Origin of the sequence: Natronosalvus caseinilyticus (assembly GCF_017357105.1) — an archaeon.
GTDB classification, from domain to species: domain Archaea; phylum Halobacteriota; class Halobacteria; order Halobacteriales; family Natrialbaceae; genus Natronosalvus; species Natronosalvus caseinilyticus.
On the sequence record NZ_CP071596.1, the window covers coordinates 1959348 to 1975643 of the forward strand.

Annotated in this window: 11 protein-coding genes; 6 read left to right on the plus strand and 5 right to left on the minus strand. The window is 60.9% G+C overall.

What is annotated here, in order from left to right; translation table 11 throughout:
* Positions 1 to 2: 2 nt before the first annotated feature.
* Together pyrF and J1N60_RS09560 are read right to left on the minus strand one after the other, a co-directional pair.
* On the minus strand, positions 3 to 800 hold the full coding sequence (gene pyrF / locus J1N60_RS09555) for an orotidine-5'-phosphate decarboxylase (RefSeq protein WP_312912485.1): 798 nt from the start codon (positions 798 to 800) through the stop codon (positions 3 to 5).
* A gap of 2221 nt (positions 801 to 3021) precedes the next feature.
* Positions 3022 to 3681, minus strand: coding sequence for a helix-turn-helix domain-containing protein (locus J1N60_RS09560; protein WP_312912486.1), 660 nt, complete (start codon positions 3679 to 3681; stop codon positions 3022 to 3024).
* A 935-nt stretch (positions 3682 to 4616) separates the two neighbouring features.
* Between J1N60_RS09560 and J1N60_RS09565 the strand changes: the two genes are divergently transcribed.
* Together J1N60_RS09565 and J1N60_RS09570 are read left to right on the plus strand one after the other, a co-directional pair.
* Positions 4617 to 4973, plus strand: a complete 357-nt coding sequence (locus tag J1N60_RS09565) for a DUF7344 domain-containing protein (RefSeq protein ID WP_312912487.1) — start codon at positions 4617 to 4619, stop codon at positions 4971 to 4973.
* Positions 4970 to 5263, plus strand: coding sequence for a HalOD1 output domain-containing protein (locus J1N60_RS09570; RefSeq protein WP_312912488.1), 294 nt, complete (start codon positions 4970 to 4972; stop codon positions 5261 to 5263). Before J1N60_RS09565 ends, J1N60_RS09570 begins: the two co-directional genes overlap by 4 nt.
* A 312-nt stretch (positions 5264 to 5575) precedes the next feature.
* Here the strand turns inward: J1N60_RS09570 and J1N60_RS09575 are convergent, their stop codons facing one another.
* Genes J1N60_RS09575 through trkA form a run of 3 tightly spaced genes read right to left on the minus strand, consistent with a single transcriptional unit; the run spans position 5576 to position 8934 of the window.
* Positions 5576 to 5995 carry a VOC family protein gene (locus J1N60_RS09575; protein WP_312912489.1) on the minus strand — a complete coding sequence of 140 codons (420 nt, stop codon included), beginning with the start codon at positions 5993 to 5995 and terminating at the stop codon, positions 5576 to 5578.
* A gap of 51 nt (positions 5996 to 6046) precedes the next feature.
* A complete protein-coding gene (locus J1N60_RS09580) occupies positions 6047 to 7600 on the minus strand; it encodes a TrkH family potassium uptake protein (protein WP_312912490.1) in 1554 nt (517 codons plus the stop codon).
* Positions 7600 to 8934 carry a Trk system potassium transporter TrkA gene (gene trkA / locus J1N60_RS09585; RefSeq protein ID WP_312912491.1) on the minus strand — a complete coding sequence of 445 codons (1335 nt, stop codon included), beginning with the start codon at positions 8932 to 8934 and terminating at the stop codon, positions 7600 to 7602. Before trkA ends, J1N60_RS09580 begins: the two co-directional genes overlap by 1 nt.
* A 318-nt stretch (positions 8935 to 9252) precedes the next feature.
* Between trkA and J1N60_RS09590 the strand changes: the two genes are divergently transcribed.
* From J1N60_RS09590 to J1N60_RS09605, 4 genes are all read left to right on the plus strand, one after another.
* Positions 9253 to 11613: an amino acid permease gene (locus tag J1N60_RS09590; RefSeq protein ID WP_312912492.1), complete on the plus strand. Its 2361-nt coding sequence runs from the start codon at positions 9253 to 9255 to the stop codon at positions 11611 to 11613.
* 178 nt (positions 11614 to 11791) lie between these two features.
* Positions 11792 to 12223 carry a universal stress protein gene (locus J1N60_RS09595; RefSeq protein WP_312912493.1) on the plus strand — a complete coding sequence of 144 codons (432 nt, stop codon included), beginning with the start codon at positions 11792 to 11794 and terminating at the stop codon, positions 12221 to 12223.
* Positions 12216 to 14528, plus strand: a complete 2313-nt coding sequence (locus J1N60_RS09600; protein WP_312912494.1) for an amino acid permease — start codon at positions 12216 to 12218, stop codon at positions 14526 to 14528. The genes J1N60_RS09595 and J1N60_RS09600 overlap by 8 nt, the downstream gene beginning before the upstream one ends.
* Before the next feature lie 240 nt (positions 14529 to 14768).
* Positions 14769 to 16295: a TrkH family potassium uptake protein gene (locus J1N60_RS09605; protein ID WP_312912495.1), complete on the plus strand. Its 1527-nt coding sequence runs from the start codon at positions 14769 to 14771 to the stop codon at positions 16293 to 16295.
* Position 16296: the final 1 nt, after the last annotated feature.

Genomic DNA, 16296 nt, shown 5'->3' on the forward strand with positions numbered 1-16296 from the left:
GCCTACCGGTACTGATTCAACCGCGCTTTCAGCCGCTTCGCCGCCTGTCCAGCCACGTCCGCGAACTTCTCGCCAGCGTCCTCGCCCGCGAAGATAATCCCGCGCGAGGAGTTCACGAGGCCGACCCCGTTCGCCAGGCCGAACTCGACGGCCGCCTCGGCGTCACCGCCCTGGGCGCCCACGCCCGGCACCAGGAACGGCAGGTCGGGCACCTGCTCGCGGAGGTCCTCGAGTTCCTCGGGCTTCGTCGCGCCCACGACCAGCCCCACGTTGTCGTTCTCGTTCCAGAGATCCGCGAGGGCCGCGACGCGTTCGTACAGTGGTTCGCCCGTCTCGAGTTCGAGGTCCTGCAGGTCGGCCCCGCCGGGGTTAGACGTGCGACAGAGGACGAAGACGCCCGCCTCCTCGTTCGCCAGGAACGGCTGGAGGGAGTCCCGGCCCATGTAGGGATTGACGGTGATGGCATCCACTTTCTCGAGCATTTGTGCATATTGTCGCGTCGTGTTCCCAATGTCTGCCCGCTTAGCGTCGAGCAGGACAGGAACGCCCTTCCCGTGGGCGTAGGCGATGGTCTCCTCGAGCGCCCGCCAACCGTCGGGGTCCTCGTAGAACGCGGCGTTGGGTTTGAACACGGCCGCGTGTTCGTGGGTGGTGTCGATGATTCGACGGTTGAACGCCCACCGCGGGAGGTCGTAATCTTGCAGGTGGTCGGGAATGCGCTTCGGATCCGGGTCGAGCCCGACGCTGACGACGCTGTCGACCGTCACGATGCGGTCGTGCAACCGATCGAAGAAGTTCATGGCCTCGAGTGCTCGAGGCAGGGACGAAAACGTTGCTATTGTGGACACGTCCGGACGGAGTGATGATCACTGGTTCGAACGATCGGTCGGGGTGGAATGGGATTCGATACCTGAGACGATCACTTTGCCCCCTGGGTTGCGCCTCGAGAAGGGAATCTGGCGCTCATCTCCAGCTACAGGTAGTATCCAGCATAGACTCGGATGCGTTCGAACGCGCCAAAATAAACGCTCGAGCGGCGCTCGCCGCGGAGAGCGCGGACAGTCGTCACCACGCGCGTAACGCGTGGCGCTCTCGAGCCGCTACTGCCTCGTCGTGGATCGTACGACGATGATCGTTCCAGGACACGTACTTCGCGACCGGCGTCGCCCCGACTGGGACGGTTGGTCGGTGCTGTGCATTTGGATGCTTCATAGCATAGATACCTATGTCACGTGTGAACATACGACGGTCGTCGGCCGCCCGTTGACACAATCGTTCGCTGGCACGAACGAGAATTCGTTCGCGGATCGGCTCTCGCTGGATCCTCCTAGCCCTGTTAAAATCCTCAAACGTTGATAGGAATAGGGTGCTGAATACAGAGGGTGGGAGAATGGATGCAGCACATTGATCTCGTTTATTTCAATCATATTGAAGGGAACCAACCGGTACATATGGGTACGAACTGAACATGCTCCTTAACGAATAGAGGAATTCACAGGGGTAAGCGCTTCTATGATCGTATTGGCCAGACTACCTTGATGATCATAACCACGACAACTGTCCGGAAGATATGTGTAGAGTGACCTATGAACGAATCTAGGAAGAGATCATGGAGTAGGCAGTTATCGCTCGAGATGGCTTCCAGAACAGAGATAGGCAGGAACAGAGAAAGAGAGTGACCGAAAAAGAGGGAGAAATTACGCTCTCAAAAGTTCATAATCGGTTTCTCGCTTGCATTTTCCGGGTTAGCGCTCACCAGGAAGAGAAGCGTTACGTAGAGAGCCTCAAGCCAGTTTCGCGAAATTGGATTCGTCGGTTTAGAGCCTTCTCTGCAGGGATCTCACTCACCCACTCGAGGCGAACGGGTGGCCGTCCAGTACACGATTCAAAATTTCATAATCGGTTCCCTGCTATCGGTTTTGAGGTGCTAGACAGCACTGGAATCACCGATGGGACTGAGACACTTTTCGAGAAGGAAAACACACCATAGAGCGTGTCTCGAACCGGTTATGCACGTTTGACGCTTCGAGCCCTGCATCTGCTCAGCGAGTACCGATCACCAAATGGACCTCGCTCGCCCATCAGCCCCGGCAATCACCAACCATACGCGAACGCTCCTTAATTGCCTCGAGGGGGCTCTTACTCGACGATTAGGTCATAAGTTATACGCTCGAGGGAGATCCTCATCGTGAAATCTTTCCTAGACTAACTTCATAATCGGCCCTCGAAACAGAGACCATACCTACTCTTCCGGACGTAAAACCCGATTATGAACCATCTGAAAGGTGATTAGTACGTTTTGTTGTAACCTCCAGTAGATTCCATGAATTCTCTGCTGAATATAGAGGAGGAGTTCAGCACACGGATTAGTTGCCAGGAACTCGCTCAATTCCGTCGTAACGGTCGTGCATCAATACGCGCCCGTGTCCCAGTGTCGATGCCTTCTTTTCGAGTTGGTGGACAAGTTCCTCACTCGGCTGTCCGTATACGTCGACGACCTCGAGGTCGATGAATTCGCCGATCGGAGAGAACTCGGGGCCCGCGACCTCCATGTGATATGCCACTGACGCCGAATCAACGTGCGTATGTACGACGTTCTTTCGAGATATATCCTAACTGAAATAAAAGTTGTAGGATAGAATGTCAGGTTCGTTGGCGTTAACGAACTCCCGGGGAGCTGTCAGTAGAGGCGTGCGAGATATAGAGGAAGAGTTCAGCACGATAGTGTGGCGTATTTCCTCGGTCTGCTCAGTAGCCCACTTGTTTGTCAACTCAGTCGTCACGGAAATCCGTAGTACTCGTCTTTTTGACGGCCTGAAATTCGATTGACCCGCATTGGCATCCGTTTCTCGCCCCGATCGGCTGCGCCGTTCCGTCAGGCCATTGCTTCGCTGCATAGGCAGCTCCACAATTGAGACATATAACGGCTGCTCGTTTGCTCTTTCCATTAGGCATAACTATTCCTTCAACGAGTAATACCGTCAGCGCTTCTTTTGGGTATCCAACGGGTTTTTAAGTACCTTATCGATTCGACTCCATTGTTTCGGGGAGGGTACTCTCGAGGATGTGTTTCATCCCTCGACGGAGCCGAGACGCGATGGCCTGCTGAGAGATGCCGAGTTCGTCGCCGAGTTCTTCCATCGTCACTTCGCGCGGGGATTCGAAGTACCCACGCTCGTGGGCGAGTACCAGTGTGTCTTGTTGCTTGTCAGTGAGTGCGGCTTCGGTTTCGGTCTCAACCGGTGTCAGTGCGTGTAGTTCCGTCAGCGTGACCGGGATCTCTAACTCTCGACAGCGGGATTGAAAGGTTGCAAGATCGCTTCGACTGTCTCCGCGAATGTCGAACGTCCACCGACGGCTCGTGCCAGTTGCTTTGATGAGCGGAACGCCGATCTCAGTCAGCACGCTCAGCACGTCGTCGTATTCGAGTGACCACTCGACACGCAGGAGATACTCGCCATCAACGGAATCGACGAGTTGGATGTCCCTCACGCCTGGATGGGCAGCAAACGCGTCCTCGATGTCCTCGACTTTCGTTCCTCGAACCCAGAAGTAGGGAATCACCACGTCCTGTGAAGGGATCAGTCGCTCCAGCTCGACCGTCACGTCCGGGAGTTGTGCGAAGACGGTGCCGAGGGGGAACTGATCGGATGGAACGGTATAGGTCGCCTCAGTCGCCATGACTCGAACGATGTCACACTGATTGTAAAACTCTTCCATGGAACAATGTGGAGGGGACGAAGGACTCCGTCAATCCGCTTTGGTCGCTCTCGCCGTGCTAGCGACGCGCCCTGAGTTCTGCACATACCAAATGAATCGCCTGGCTCCTTTCAAAAATGACATGGGCGACTCAGAGGGTGTATGCAGTACGGGCAGCCCATTTATTTCGCCGTTTCAGGAAGAGATCAATCACTACATACGAACGCTTACAGACCAACTCTCACGATAGCCGTACACGGTCGATTTCAGCAATATTCGAATTCATAACGTATACTCTGATACAGTCCTCGCAAACGAATGCCCAATAGATCTTCCCACTCTCATATGTTACTTTAGTTACTTTCCCATCCTCACTTTGACAGTCGGTACATTCGATAGTTGCTTGAGGGGATAGAAACGGATACTCATGTTCTACAAAATAGTTCATGGTTTCACTACAGGCTACAGTGACTTATCCTTGGTGTGATTATTTGGGTTACAAGACAGACTCTCTATTCTTCTGAACTGGTGTTACGTCTATTATCTGTACTGAGCGATCATCGTCTTCGCAGATCGAGCCAAATGTCGTGCATCATTCGCGCTCTGTATCTTGTAGAGACTCGACTAACTACCGAACTGCTGTCAGAAATGGCGTGCGAAATACAGAGGTGCCATTCAGCACGACGACTTCGTTTGTTTCACGCCGACACCTGAGAACCACCCACTCACTACACGTACGCACAAGCAGTAACCGGTATCTCACAGTAGGCAATTGGCTCACGACTCCAGCGAGGGACACGGAGAATCCTCGGCAATCCCCTCATTGGGTTGAAGACCTGAACTCAATACTATATAAAGAAGTTGTATAACCAAAATGAAGTCTCACGTGGAGCGGTCTCTTCAGAGTTAAGTACACCATGTTCACGGAAACCGACTCCTCGCCGATGATTCCCAGGAGAGATACGCTCCTTCTCGCGCTCGCCAATCGGCACTGTCGTTTTGTCATCGAGTACTTCAAAGACGCGTCCGAAGACCACGCCACTGTCGATGACATTGCAACCGCGTTTGCCCGACGTGACCACGCAGACGAGACGCAGGTTGCAATCCGGCTCCACCACGCTGCACTCCCCAAACTGGACGACGCTGGACTCGTTGACTACGACAGGCGGACCAAAATGGTCCGATATCACGGTCACTCGCAACTCGAACGGGTAGCGGAGCGCTTCTCCGAGTCCGGTTCTCCCAAATGCCATGGAGGAATGAGAAGTACATGACGCAAGACAAGCCCAGGCGAACGAGCCAAACACGGGAATGGTACACTCCTAATCAGGACCGCTCGTTGACCGAAGCGGTGCTCGACGCCATCGAGGACTATAAGGGGGAAGACCTCTTGCGAGCGGATTTCGTCCTCTACGAGGACATAGACGCTGACGCCCTCAATTCCCTCTTTCGCCACGACGCACCGTCGAGAACGACCGTGACGTTCGGCACCGACGGGGTCAAGGTCGAACTCTGGGGGGGTGGTGGGGTCGAGATTCGCGTCACGGGGCGATCAGTCGAATAAGTGGCCGAGACTGGTCCAGAACGCGCTCTGGGGGCAGTGTTGGATAGGCGACCATTGCCGTGATGAGTTCTTCACTTGGACTGATCGATCAGCACCCTCCGTGGATCAGCCCTCAGCTCGGGCCACATTCGCGCTCTGTATTCAGCACAGTCGTTAAAATCTATAACTGTAATAGGTATTTCAACAAATATGGCAGTTCGACGACCATCAGTCCTCGCACTCGAGAGTGAACGCCTCGAAACCTACGTCGTCGCTCGGCCTATATACTGGGCGCTCATCGACGCTACAGAAACGTCGAGATCGCGGGCGGGGCTACCGCTCGAGTACTTCCACCAGGTTCTCCTCCGGATCGCGCAGAAAGAGGATCGAGGTGCCACTCTCGGTGGTCCGGGGCTCGCTCAGCGTCTCGACCTCGGCGGGCAGGGACGCGAAGAACGCCTCGAGGTCGGCCACCGAGAAGCCGACGTGGGTCGCTCCCGACTGATTCAGTTCGGAGTTCGACCTGGCCGCTCCGGTCGGCGCGTACTCGACGAGTTCGAGGCGGACGTCCCCGGCCTCGAGGTGGGCGAACCTGCCCGCGGCGTCTGGGACGTCCACGGCGTCGGCGAACGCGGGCCCCGAAACGGCGAAGCGATCGAGCACGTCGAACCCGAGCACGTCGCGGTAGAAGGGCAAGACGGACTCGAGGTCGGAGACGGTTATTCCGACGTGGTGTGCGCGTGGCGTCGTCATCGACTCGACCTCGGAGGGGCGGCGAAAAAAGCGCGTCGACCGCCTCGCGGATCACGACCGCCAGTACGCCGCCGTCAGCAACACCAACACGGGGAAGATCTCGAGGCGGCCGATCCACATGTAGAGGATCATCAGGAGTCGTGAGGTAACCGGGAACTCGCCGTAGCCGCCCATCGGACCGATGATGCCGAACCCGGGGCCGATGTTGCCCAGGGTGGCGATCGAAGCCGTGACCAGTTCGATCGCCTCGAGGTCGAGGCCGACGCGGGCGGCGTCGGCAGCCAGTAGCAGAACTCCGAGGAAGAACAGGCAAAAGTACAGCAGCGTGAACGCGTAGATGCCCCGAATCGCCTCCTCGTCGAGGGTTTTTCCGTTCATACGAACCGGACGGACGGCCTCGGGGTGAACGGTCGTAAACAGCTCTCGACGCAGGGACTTGAGGATGACGAGCCACCGCAGGACTTTGATCCCGCCGCCGGTCGATCCGGTGCTCCCGCCGATGAACATCGCGAACAGCATCACACCCTTCGCGGTGCCGCCCCACTGATCGAAGTCGACGTTCGCAAAGCCAGTCGAGTTGGTCAGCGAGGCGATCTGGAAGGTCGCGTACCGTAACGAGGGCTCGAGGCGACCGCCGATCTGGCCGACCCGATCCGTGCTGGCGGTGGCATCGAAAAAGAGGACCACTGTGAGCACGACCGAGAGCGTGGTGACGGCCCCGAGGTAGAGGCGGAACTCGTTGTCCCGGAACAGGGCTCGCGTGTCCCCGGAGACGAGGTGCCACCAGAGGACGAAGTTGACCCCGGCGACGAACATGAACGGTACGATGAGCCACTGAACGGCCGGCGAGAACGCCTCGATGCTTCTCGCCTCCGGTGAGAAGCCGCCGGTCGGCATCGTCGAGAGACCGTGAGCGATCGAGTTGTACAGATCCATCTCCGGTGCAAATCCAGCGAGGTGAAGGCCGTACAGCAGCGCCATCAGGAGGAGGGTGAAGCCGATGTAGGCGAACCAGAGCACCCGCGCCGTCTCCGCGATGTGGGGCGTCAGCTTCGAAACACCTGGACCAGGACTCTCGGCTTCCATCAACTGGGCGCCACCGACGGACATCTGGGAGAGGATTGCCACCGCGAGGACGATGATCCCCATCCCGCCGACCCACTGGGTGAGCTGTCGCCACAGCAACATCGCCCTCGAGTGGGTGTCGAAGGAGATGTCGCCCATCACCGTCGCGCCAGTAGTCGTAAAGCCGCTCATGCTCTCGAAGAGGGCGTTCGTCGGGTGGGCGACCGTTCCGTTTCCGGCGAGGAGGTAGGGAAGCGCGCCGAAGATTGCGGCGAGAAGCCACGTCAGTGCGACGACCATGAACGCCTCTCGAGCGCCGGGATCCGGATCCGGGTCGAACTGTCGCAGCGTGAGCCCGAACCCCGCAGTAACGACCATCGTGGTGACGAACACCCAGAGGTCCTGGCCGTCGTACGCGAGCGCCGTTACGATCGGGAGCACGAAAAAGAGCGAGAGAAACGCGAGAATCGTCCCGACGAGGCTCAGCCCAGCCCGCCAGTCGACGCGGAGGTGGGTGTCGACGTGGAGGTGGGAGTCCATTAAATCGCCTCGAGCACCTGATCGAGAACCGTCGCATCGACGAACAGCACGATGTGATCGCCGGGCCTGAGCGTCGTGTCCCCACGGGGGGTCACGAGATTGCCGCCGCGGGAGATGGCGCCGATGACGACGCCCTCGGGGAGGTCGGCGACCGAGTCCATGATCGTTCGACTGGCCAGGGCGCTGTCGGCGCCGACCTCGATCTCGATGACCTCGGCACGGTCGTGCTCGAGCATGGCCACCTTCTCCGCGCGGTTCGATCGCGTGAAGCGGACGATCTCCTCGGCGGTCTCCTCGCGGGGATTGATCGCCACGTCGACGCCGACGGTCTCGAACAGTTCGGCGTACTCGAGGTTCTCGATGACGGCGACGGTGCGGTCGACGCCGAGCCGTCGAGCGAGCAGGGAGACGAGCAGGTTGCGCTCGTCGCTGCCGAGGGCGGAGACGACGATGTCGGCCTCGTCTATGTGCTCGCGTTCGAGGAACTCGGTGTCGGTGGCGTCGCTCTGCATAACGAGCGTGTTTGGCAAGGCTTCGGCGACTTGCCGGGCGCGATCGGGATCTCGCTCGATGAGGCGTGGTTCGTAGCCGTGTTCTTCGAACTCGCGGGCGGCCTGGTAGCCGATCTCGCTGGCGCCGACGATGACGACCTCCTCGTGTTCGGTTTCGGGGAGACAGACGAGATCGTCGGCGAACGTCGAGACGGAGTCGGGGCTCCCGATGACGACGACGCGATCGTTCGGTTCGATCACCGTCTCTCCGCGGGCGACGATCATGTCCCCGTTTCTGAATATTCCCGCGAACGTCAACGAGTCGTACCGATCGGCATCCTGGACGCTCTGGTTGGCGATCGGACTCTGGGGGCTGATTTCGAACTCGGCCATTCGCACGAGACCGCCGGCGAACATGTCGACGTCCTGAGCGCCGGGGAGGCCGGAGATGCGGAAGATCGCCTGGGCCGTGAGCAGGTCGGTACAGACCATGAAGTCGACGCCGAAGGCGCCCTCCGACCCCTCCCACGTCTCGAGCAGCGTCCGTCGTCGCACGCGGGCGATGGTGAACGCGTCGGTCAGCGTCTTGGCCGCGCCGCAGATGACGAGGTTCACCTCGTCGTCGTCCGTGCAGGCGATGACGAGGCCGGCCTCCTCGACGTTCGCCTCGTGAAGCGTCGTGATTTCGGTCCCGTCGCCCTCGATGGTGAGCACGTCGAGCGAGTAGGTGAGTTCTTCGACGATATCCGGATTACGGTCGACGACGACCACGTCGTGGGTCTCCTCGAGGTTCGTTGCGATTGCCCGGCCGACTTCGCCAGCGCCGACGATGACTACGTGCACGATATCCCCCGTGGCGGCTCGGTCATTGAGGTGGTGTTTTGCTGGTACCGAAATAGACGTTACGACGTAGTGCGATAGCTGACTGACCAGTTAGTATGCACGAGCTAACGCTCGGGACGTCACTGACGCCGAGAGAGCGAAGCCCTGATATCACCCGTGTGAATACGTGGTGGTAGCAGCCGTATTCTTCCCACCAATGTTCATACTCGCTCACCCATCTGCCGGCCGCAACGACGGACGAACGCCCCGAAATTACCACGGGACGCCGCGCTCGAGTCGCACTCTCGTCCACGACGAGGTCTCTCGAGGTGATCCGACGTGAGTGGCGACGAAGAACTCGCCAAGGACCTCGGGCCCCTCGCGGCGCTGACGATCGGGATCGGGACGATGATCGGGGCGGGCATCTTCGTCCTGCCGGGGACCGCCGTCTTCCGGGCCGGACCGTTCGCCGCGGCGACGTTCGTCCTCGGCGGCGTGATCGCCCTCTTCACGGCGCTGTCGGCCTCCGAACTGGGGACGGCGATGCCGAAATCCGGCGGTGCGTACTTCTACGTCAATCGCGCACTCGGACCGCTGTTCGGCTCGATCACCGGGTGGGCCAACTGGATCGGCCTCGCGTTCGCCTCCGCGTTCTACATGTACGGTCTCGGCGAGTACGTCAACGACCTGGTCGGCCTCGGCGCCCTCGCGCTTGGGCCTGTGACGCTCGGCCCCGCCCAGTTGATCGGCCTGGTGGGGGCGCTTTTCTTCATCGCCGTCAACTACATCGGCGCGAAGGAGACCGGAACCCTCCAGATCGTCATCGTGCTCTTACTTGTGGGGATTCTGGCGCTGTTCTCGATCGTCGGTCTGGCTAACGCCGACCTGGACTCGCTCGCCGGATCCGCGCAACCGGGCATGGCCGCTGAAATCCTTCCCGTCACGGGGATCATCTTCGTCTCCTACCTCGGCTTCGTCCAGATCACCTCCGTCGCCGAGGAGATCAAAGATCCCGGTCGAAACCTCCCCCGTGCCGTGATCGGGTCGGTCGTCATCGTCACGACCATCTACGCGTTCTTCCTCGTGGTCTTGCTCGCGGCCGTGCCGAACGAACTCGTCGCCCAGAACAATACGGCCGTCGTCGACGCCGCTCGCCTCCTGTTCGGCAAGTACGACCTCCTCGGGTACAGCCTCGGCGCCTTCGGCGCTGGCCTTCTGCTCTTCGGTGGCCTGCTCGCGACGGCCTCCTCGGCGAACGCCTCAATCCTGTCGTCTTCGCGGATCAACTTCGCGATGGGTCGAGAAAAGATCGTCACTCCGAAACTCAACGAGATCCATCCCCGATTCGGAACGCCGTACAAGTCCATCGCCGTCACAGGTGGGCTGATCCTCTTCTTCCTGATCGTGGGCGACCTCGCATTGCTCTCGACGGCCGGATCGGTCCTGCACCTGATCGTCTACGGACTGTTGAACATCGCGTTGATCGTCATGCGCGAGACCGAACCCGAGGGGTACGACCCGGACTTCGAGGTACCGCTCTATCCTATCGTCCCGATCATCGGGACGCTCTCCTCGTTCGCCCTCATCGTTTACATCGAACCGCGCGTCGTCTACCTCTCGCTGGGGCTGGTCATCTTCGCGGCGCTGTGGTATCTCTTCTACGCCCGACGGCACGTCGAAGCGGCTGGCGTCCTCGACGCCTGGATCCTCGACCGCTCGGAACTGCTCCCGGACGTCGCTGTCTCCGCCGCGACGAGCGTCGCTCCCGAACAGAGCGATTACCGGGTCATGGTGCCGCTGGCCAACCCCGAACACGAGAAGGACCTGATCTCCCTCGGATCGGCCATCGCCAACCAGCACGACGGTACCGTCGTCGCCGTCAACATCGTCGACGTCCCGAGACAGACCGCTCTCGAGGCCGCGCGCGAACAGAAAGCACACGAGACCGCCCACGACCTGCTCGAGCAAGCACAGGCCGACGCCCAGACTTACGGTGCCGATGTCGAGACGCACATCGTCCTCTCGCACGACCCGTTCGAGGAAATCTTCGGAGCGGCGAAACGATATGGCGCCGACGTGACGGTGATGGGCTGGGGTCCCGAATCCCACGGTGCCCCGGGCCGGGCCGAAACGACCATCGACGAACTCGCTCACTCGCTCCCGTGTGACTTCCTCGTCTTCCGCGACCGCGGGTTCGACCCCTCGAGAATCTTGCTCCCGACCGCCGGCGGCCCCGACTCCGAACTCGCTGCCGCGGTCGCAACGACCCTCCAGTCGCAGTACGACGCCGACGTGACGCTGCTGCACGTGACCGACCACGGCGAGCGTGAGCAGGGAGAGGCGTTCCTCTCGTCCTGGGCGGCCGATCACGGACTCGAGGACGCGAGGCTCCGCGTCGAGACCGGCGACGTCCAGAGCCGGATCGCCGAGGCTGCCGAAAGTGCTACACTTCTCCTGATCGGGGCGACCGAGAAGGGCGTTCTCTCGCGACTCGTTCGCGGGTCGCTCGTGCTCGACGTCCTGGACGAGGTCGAGTGTTCGGTCCTGCTGGCGGAGAAAAAGCACACGCGAAGCCTCTGGGACCGACTCTTCGGGGGCGGAACCGGCGACAGCGACCTCGAAGACGAACCGACGGGCGTCGAACCTGAGCCGACGACGCCCGACGTCGACGAGAGCAACTCCGAAACCACCACCCAGTAAGCGACGGCGAACGGGACTACTGTCGATTCGACAATACTCGACTCTAATATTGCGGATTCGAAAATCCAAGCGAGAGTTTTATCATGTATCGATAGATATCCTCAATTATGATACCATCGGCCAGTCGCTGTACGCTGCTCGAGAAGAACGCTCTCGAATCGACGAGAGGTGGATTTGGATGAGCGACGAGCCGTTTCGGCGTGTCCTAGTGCCGATTGCGAACGAAGCGGACGCCCGAGTAACGGGTAAAGCCGTCGCCGATCGGTTCGACGACAGCACCCTGATTCCAATCTACGTCGTCGAAAAAGCTGGCGGTGCTCCCGATGCTGCAGGCGTCGAACAGCGAGAGGAGTTCGCCGAAACCCTCTTCAAGATCTTCGAGGCGGTCATCGACGAATCCACGCTCATCGTCGAACCCACCGTTGGATACGGGATCGACGTCGCGGCGACGATTCTCGAGGTCGCCGACGACGAACGCGCCGACGCGATCGTTTTCGTCCCGCGCAGCGAGAGTCGGTGGCGACAGCTACTAACGGGGGACGTCGCGCGAAAATTGATCAACCGAACCGATCGACCGGTCCTGATCCTGCCGGGTGACCGAGATGAGTGACGAGGAACTCGCCAAGGACCTCGGCCTGATTCCTGCAATGACCATTGGCATCGGGACGATGATCGGAGCGGGCATCTTCGTCCTCCCCGGTGAGGCCGCCCAGGGAACGGGCCCGATCGTCGTGATCTCGTTCCTCGTCGGCGGGCTCATCGCCATGGTCAACGCCCTGTCGGTCTCCGAACTCGGAACGGCGATGCCGAAAGCCGGCGGCGCTTACTACTACGTCAACCGCGCGCTCGGCCCGCTGTTCGGTTCGATATCTGGACTGGGCGACTGGCTCGGCCTCGCCTTCGCCTCGGCCTTCTACACCATAGGGTTCGGCCGTTACCTGGGTGAACTCGTCGAGTTACCCTCGATCCTGTTTCTCAGTAACGTTCAGGTCGGGGCGATCGTTGCCGGCGCGGTCTTCGTCGGCGTCAACTACATCGGCGCGAAGGAGACAGGCGGCGTACAGACGATCATCGTCTCCATTTTGCTCGCGATCCTGGGGATCTTCACAATCGCGGGCTGGTTCGCCTTCGACTGGGGAACGGTGTCGGGAAGCGGCGGCTACACGCCGTTCGGCACCGCCGAACTCTTGCCGGCGACCGGCCTCGTCTTCGTCTCGTTCCTGGGGTACGCCAAGATCGCCACTGTCGGCGAGGAGATGAAGAACCCGGGACGGAATCTCCCAATCGCCATCGTCGGGAGCGTCGCCATCGTCACGGTGCTCTACGGCATTCTCGTGACGATCATGCTCGGCGTCGTCCCGTGGCCGGACCTCGACCTCGAGGCGCCGGTCGCCCAGGCGACCGAAGTGGCGTTCCCCGGAAACTACGCGGGTGCGGCCGCGGTGATCATGGCCCTCGGTGCGCTGCTGGCGACAGCCTCCTCGGCGAACGCCTCGATCCTGGCGTCGGCCCGGATCAACTTCGCGATGGGACGGGACAAGATCGTCAACGACTGGCTCAACGAAATCCATCCGCGATTCGCGACACCCTACCGATCAATTATCGTTACCGGCGGGCTGATCCTCGTCTTCGTCATCCTCATGGGCGGTGACGTCAAGGTGCTCGCGGAAGCGGCGAGCGTCCTCCACCTGATCGTCTACGCCCTGATGAACGCCGCGCTAATCGTCTTCCGCGAGACCGAGCATCCCGACTACGATCCCGACTTCACGGTTCCGCTGTACCCGATCGTACCGATTCTCGGGTTCGTCCTGTCGCTGGGACTCATCTACTTCATGGACACCACCTCCCAGATCCTGGCGGTGGTGTTCATCGTCGGGGCCGTCCTCTGGTACGTTCTCTACGCACGCTATCGCACGCCGATCCAGGGCGTCCTCGGGGAGTACGTCCGCGACCGGTCCGAGGAGATGCCCGACATCGCGGTTTCGGCTGCCGAGGCTGCCTCGCCCGACGCGACCGCCCCCTATAACGTGATGGTCCCCGTCTCGAACCCCCGGACCGAGGACGAACTGGTCGCCCTCGGCTGTACGATGGCCAACCAAAAGGGCGGCGTCGTTCACGCTGTCCACGTCGTGCAGGTTCCCGACCAGACCTCACTCGATTACGTCGCCGATCAGATCGAACGAATCGACGACGAATCGGATCAGCTCTTCGAAAACGCCCGCGCGGTTGCCGCCGAGTACGACGTCGACATCGAAACGCACACCGTCGTCTCCCACCGATCGCTCGAGGAGGTCGTCGACTCCGCCGAACGACTGAACGCCGACACCGTCGTGATGGGATGGAGTCCGAGCAGGCCCTGGACCAGCGGGCGAACGGGTGGCGCGCTCGATGAACTCACGACGAACCTCCCATGTGACTTCCTGGTGTTCAAGGACCGTGGGTTCGACCCCTCGCGCGTACTCGTGCCGACGGCCGGCGGTCCCGACTCGGACCTTAGCGCCGAGGCGGCCAAGGCGCTTCGGGACGTCCACGGCGCCGACGTGTCGATCTTGCACGTCGTCGACGAGGATACCGACCGGGCGAAAGGAACGGCGTTCCTCGGCACCTGGGCCGACGATCACGGGCTCGGCAACGCGACCCTCCTCGTAGAAACAGACGGCAACGTCGAGGGAGCCATCGAGCGCGCCGCGAACGATCACACGATGGTGGTCCTCGGCGCAACCAGGAAGGGGCTGCTCTCCCGCCTCGTCGGCGGTTCGCTCGTGTTCGACGTCGTCGACGAGGTCGACTGTTCGGTTCTGCTCGCCGAACGTCCGGCCAAGCGGTCGCTCCGGGAACGGCTCTTCGGCCGTCCAGGAGTCGAAGCGTCCACGGAAACGGAAGAAGGCGAGCCAAAAATGGAATCCGGCACCTGACCGTCGACGATCCGCTCGAGCCTCACTCGAGGTTTACCACCCGATGGGGAGACCCGGAGGGACGAACGCTCTGCACTCCTGGACGACTTTCTCGCGGCACTCGAGTGAACGCCGTTTCGCGACACTTTCCCCTCGACGCCGTACCCTCGACACCGTGTTCGAGTCCCTGAATCACACCCCGAACTGGACGACCAAACCCAGTATCGTTATCACCGTCGCTGACACAGGTCGAGTCGTTCGATGAGGATCCGAGTCGACTGGCGCTCGAGCTGTAGCGTGACGGGAACCGTTCTCTTCTGGCTCGCCGTCCCGCTAGCCGCGCCGCTCGCGCTCGCGGCCCTCGACGGCGACGAGACGATTCCGTTCGTCGTCGCCATCGCCTGCACCGTCGCCATCGGCACGCTGCTCGAGCGCCTGACCGACGAGCGCGACCTCGGTCAGCGCGAGGCGTTCCTGATGGTCGCGTTGACGTGGTTCGGGGTCGCGCTGATCGGTGCGATCCCGTTCTTCCTGCTGGGACTGGGTGCCGACCCCGCCTCTGCCTTTTCTGGCCGACTCGAGGGACCGGTCAACGCGATGTTCGAGAGCATGAGTGGCCTGACCACAACGGGCGCAACGGTGATGAGCGGCTGGGACTTCACGAATCAGCCGCGATCGATCCTGCTCTGGCGACAGATCCTCCAGTGGCTCGGCGGGCTGGGAATCCTGATCGTCGCCATCGGCCTGCTCTCGAACCTGATGGTCGGGGGTGCGCAGCTGATGGAGACCGAGACCCAGACCCAGACGGTCACGAAGCTCACCCCCGAGATCGAGAGCACGGCACGGCTCATCTGGGGGCTCTACGTCGGGCTTACGGTTGCGGCGGCGGCGATCTTCTACGCGTTTCACCTTCTCGGACTGGCCCCGGAGATGGACCTCTTCAACGCGATTTCCCACGCACTGACGAGCGTCTCGACGGCCGGCTTCTCGCCCGAACCCGACAGCATCGGGGCGTTCACGCCGCTCGTCCAGTGGACGATGATCCCGATCATGATCGTCGGCGCGACGAACTTCGTGTTGCTCTACGCGGTCGCCCGCGGATCGTACGCACGGCCGCTCGAGTCCGAGGAGTTTCGCTTCTACATCGGCGTCATCGCCGTCTTCGGAGCGATCGTCTCGGTACTCATCGGCCTCGCCGGCGACACCGTGGGCTACGAGGCGACGCTCAGACACGGCCTGTTCAACGTCGTCTCGATGGTGACGACGACGGGATACGCGTCGACGAACTTCGACCTCTGGAACCCCGGCGCGAAGCACATCCTCTTTCTGGGGATGTTCGTCGGCGGCATGGCCGGCAGTACGACCTGCTCGATCAAGTCCCTGCGCTGGCTGGTGATCCTGAAGGGACTGGCTCGCAACCTCTTTCTCTCCGTCCACCCGCGAGCGGTCAGGCCCGTCCGACTCGGCGATACCGTCGTCGACGAGGACACGATCAACGACATCTTCGCCTACGTGATGCTCGCGATTCTTATCTTCTTCCTGTTGACCATCTTCATCGTCGTCGACGCGGCGCGCGATGGGATCACCGTCTCGGAATTCGAGGCTCTCGGCGCGGCCGCCTCCATCTTCCTCAACATCGGCCCCGCGTTCGGCCTGGCCGGCCCGTTCGACAACTACGCCGGCTTCCCGCTGTTCACCCGCTTCGTCATGATCTTCATGATGTGGATCGGTCGCATCGAGATCATCCCCGTACTAGTTCTCTTGCTCCCGGCCTACTGGCGCTCGTAGG

What these genes read in the sequence shown, in the direction of transcription:
- pyrF (WP_312912485.1), bottom strand. Translation starts at nt 800, where the DNA reads ATGAACTTCTTCGATCGGTTGCACGACCGCATCGTGACGGTCGACAGC.
- J1N60_RS09560 (WP_312912486.1), bottom strand. Translation starts at nt 3,681, where the DNA reads ATGGCGACTGAGGCGACCTATACCGTTCCATCCGATCAGTTCCCCCTC.
- J1N60_RS09565 (WP_312912487.1), top strand. Translation starts at nt 4,617, where the DNA reads ATGTTCACGGAAACCGACTCCTCGCCGATGATTCCCAGGAGAGATACG.
- J1N60_RS09570 (WP_312912488.1), top strand. Translation starts at nt 4,970, where the DNA reads ATGACGCAAGACAAGCCCAGGCGAACGAGCCAAACACGGGAATGGTAC.
- J1N60_RS09575 (WP_312912489.1), bottom strand. Translation starts at nt 5,995, where the DNA reads ATGACGACGCCACGCGCACACCACGTCGGAATAACCGTCTCCGACCTC.
- J1N60_RS09580 (WP_312912490.1), bottom strand. Translation starts at nt 7,600, where the DNA reads ATGGACTCCCACCTCCACGTCGACACCCACCTCCGCGTCGACTGGCGG.
- J1N60_RS09595 (WP_312912493.1), top strand. Translation starts at nt 11,792, where the DNA reads ATGAGCGACGAGCCGTTTCGGCGTGTCCTAGTGCCGATTGCGAACGAA.
- J1N60_RS09600 (WP_312912494.1), top strand. Translation starts at nt 12,216, where the DNA reads ATGAGTGACGAGGAACTCGCCAAGGACCTCGGCCTGATTCCTGCAATG.
- J1N60_RS09605 (WP_312912495.1), top strand. Translation starts at nt 14,769, where the DNA reads ATGAGGATCCGAGTCGACTGGCGCTCGAGCTGTAGCGTGACGGGAACC.